General features: G+C 43.7%; 1 protein-coding gene and 1 pseudogene. One reads left to right on the top strand and one right to left on the bottom strand.

The genetic code is table 11. From position 1 onward, the window contains the following. Nucleotides 1-449: 449 nt before the first annotated feature. A complete protein-coding gene (locus B5D20_RS13530; protein ID WP_107758385.1) occupies nt 450-1,364 on the bottom strand; it encodes an IS3 family transposase in 915 nt (304 codons plus the stop codon). A gap of 340 nt (nt 1,365-1,704) precedes the next feature. On the opposite strand from B5D20_RS13530, the pseudogene B5D20_RS13520 reads away from it, so the two are divergent. Beyond that, nucleotides 1,705-2,081 (top strand): annotated as a pseudogene (locus tag B5D20_RS13520) (ISNCY family transposase); the annotation flags it as partial.

Here is a 2,081-nt window from a genome sequence, read left to right as displayed (position 1 = left end):
GTCCTCATTAACTCTTCGTCTGGCATGTAATCCAGAACCAGCCGTAAACGAACTAAATCTCCAATTGTTTGTATTTCTGTCCACTCAAATAGCTTAATTTGTGGTATAATAGCCATAACAGGCATCCCTCCCTGGGTAGGATTTTTGTCTTTTCAACTTCAATTTTACCACAGGTGGATGCCTGTTGCTTATTTTTTACAACATTTGAGGCTGGGGTGAATTTTTCCCTCAGCCTCTTGTTTTGCGCTAAAAACCCTTTTCTATACACCTTTTTCTGGGGTAAATTTATTTTTGACCTTTCGCTAATCCCTTGGATTGTCAGGATTTTCTGACAACGCAATTAGCTCAGTTTAAAAACACCCAAAAAGAATTTTCTGGAACCGAAGTGTAGCGTAGCGGAACGGAGGTTCCAGAAAATTTTCGCCGCGCCCCCGCGCCCATCCCTGTTTCTATGCTGCTATTCCCAGATACCTCTCACGGTATATCGCTGGAGGCCAACCGTCCGGGTTTGAAGTATATATCCTCTGCCTGTTGTAGTAAATCATTATATATCGAAAAATAACAGTTTTGACGAAAGACATTGTAAAACGCTCAGTACGGATCCGATATAGTTTTTCCTTCTTTAACGTTGCAAAAAAGCTTTCCATCCTAGCATTATCATAGCAGCGGCCTGTCCCACTCATGCTTTGAATCGCACCAAAGCGAGCAAGGCTTTCCCTGAAAGCGTAGCTTGTAAATTGACTGCCCCTGTCGCTGTGAAATATCATGCCACGAGCGTTTCTCGATTTGCAAGCACTCTCAAAAGCTTGTATACAGAGCTCCTTCCTCATATTATCATCCATTGCCAACCCAACGATTTCACCATTAAAACAGTCCAAGACTGCTGCTACATATAACTTGCCGTCTGAACATGGTACTTCAGTAATGTCCGCCGGCCACTTTTGTTTCGGTGTTTCCGCAGTAAAGTTGCGCTGAATCAGGTTTTCGCTCTTATGGGCTTCTGCATCCTCACGGGTAATACCATTTGGATGTAGCTTAGGCTTCTTTATTAGCCCGTTTTGCTTCATTGCTCGGTATACAGAGCTATAGCTGGCCTTTACACCTTCCTGAATAAGTGCCAAATGGATTCGCCGGGCGCCATAATTATCGTTATCCTCATTTTGTCTAATGATTTCTTTTATCCTGACCAGAAGAAGCTCTCGACGTTTCGGTTTGTCCGAAGCTCTCAGGCTGCGATAATATCCTGATTCGCTGACCCCTAGTACTCGGCACATTTCCTTAACGTTCCAACATTTCCGTCTAATGCTGATATATCTATAAAGCTGGCACGGTTTTACTTCTTCCGGTCTTTTGCGAAAAAACACAATGCATCTTTTAGTATCTCATTTGCCCTGCGTAGTTCAGCATTCTCACGCTCAAGCTCTATTTCACGTTGCCTTTTTCCTTCACTTGGATATGAGTGACCACTGCCGACGTAAGCCTGATCTCCATATTGTTTTCGCTTGCTCCGCCAATCAGCTAAAGTATAGTATGGTATCCCTAGCTGCTGAGCCGCTTTTTTTTACACCAACCTCGTCCGACAGTCGAACGGCTTCATTTTTAAACTGCTTATCATATGTTCCCATTGTCGCATCCTCCTCAGTTCACGTACGTCTATTTTATCGTATTTGAGGGTGTTTTGCGACTGCACTTTTATCGTCACTCCAAGGCCTCCTTATACAAATGAATGCCACTCCTTTTGAATGGTTTGGCACTAATGAAAAGTTTGCCTTCCATGGTGCAATTGACGATGCCACCGGGAAAATAGTAGGACTCTACCTGGCCAAGAATGAATGCTTGCAAGGATATTTTGAGGTAATCTGGCAAATCGTTAACAAGCACGGTATTCCAGCAAGTATCTATGCAGACAGACACTCAATTTTTCTCTCCCAAAACGCTTCAAGGCTTACGATTGAGGAGCAATTGCAAGGCAAAGTTGTTAACGACACCCAGTTTGGCAGAGCTATGAAAGAGCTAGGTATAACCCTTATTCCAGCACGTTCACCCCAGGCCAAAGGTAGAGTAGAGCGACTATGGGAAAC

Origin of the sequence: Carboxydocella sporoproducens DSM 16521 (assembly GCF_900167165.1) — a bacterium.
Lineage (GTDB): Bacteria > Bacillota.
The sequence above is the reverse complement of the archived record's forward strand: the minus strand, read 5'-3'. Positions and strand labels throughout refer to the sequence as shown.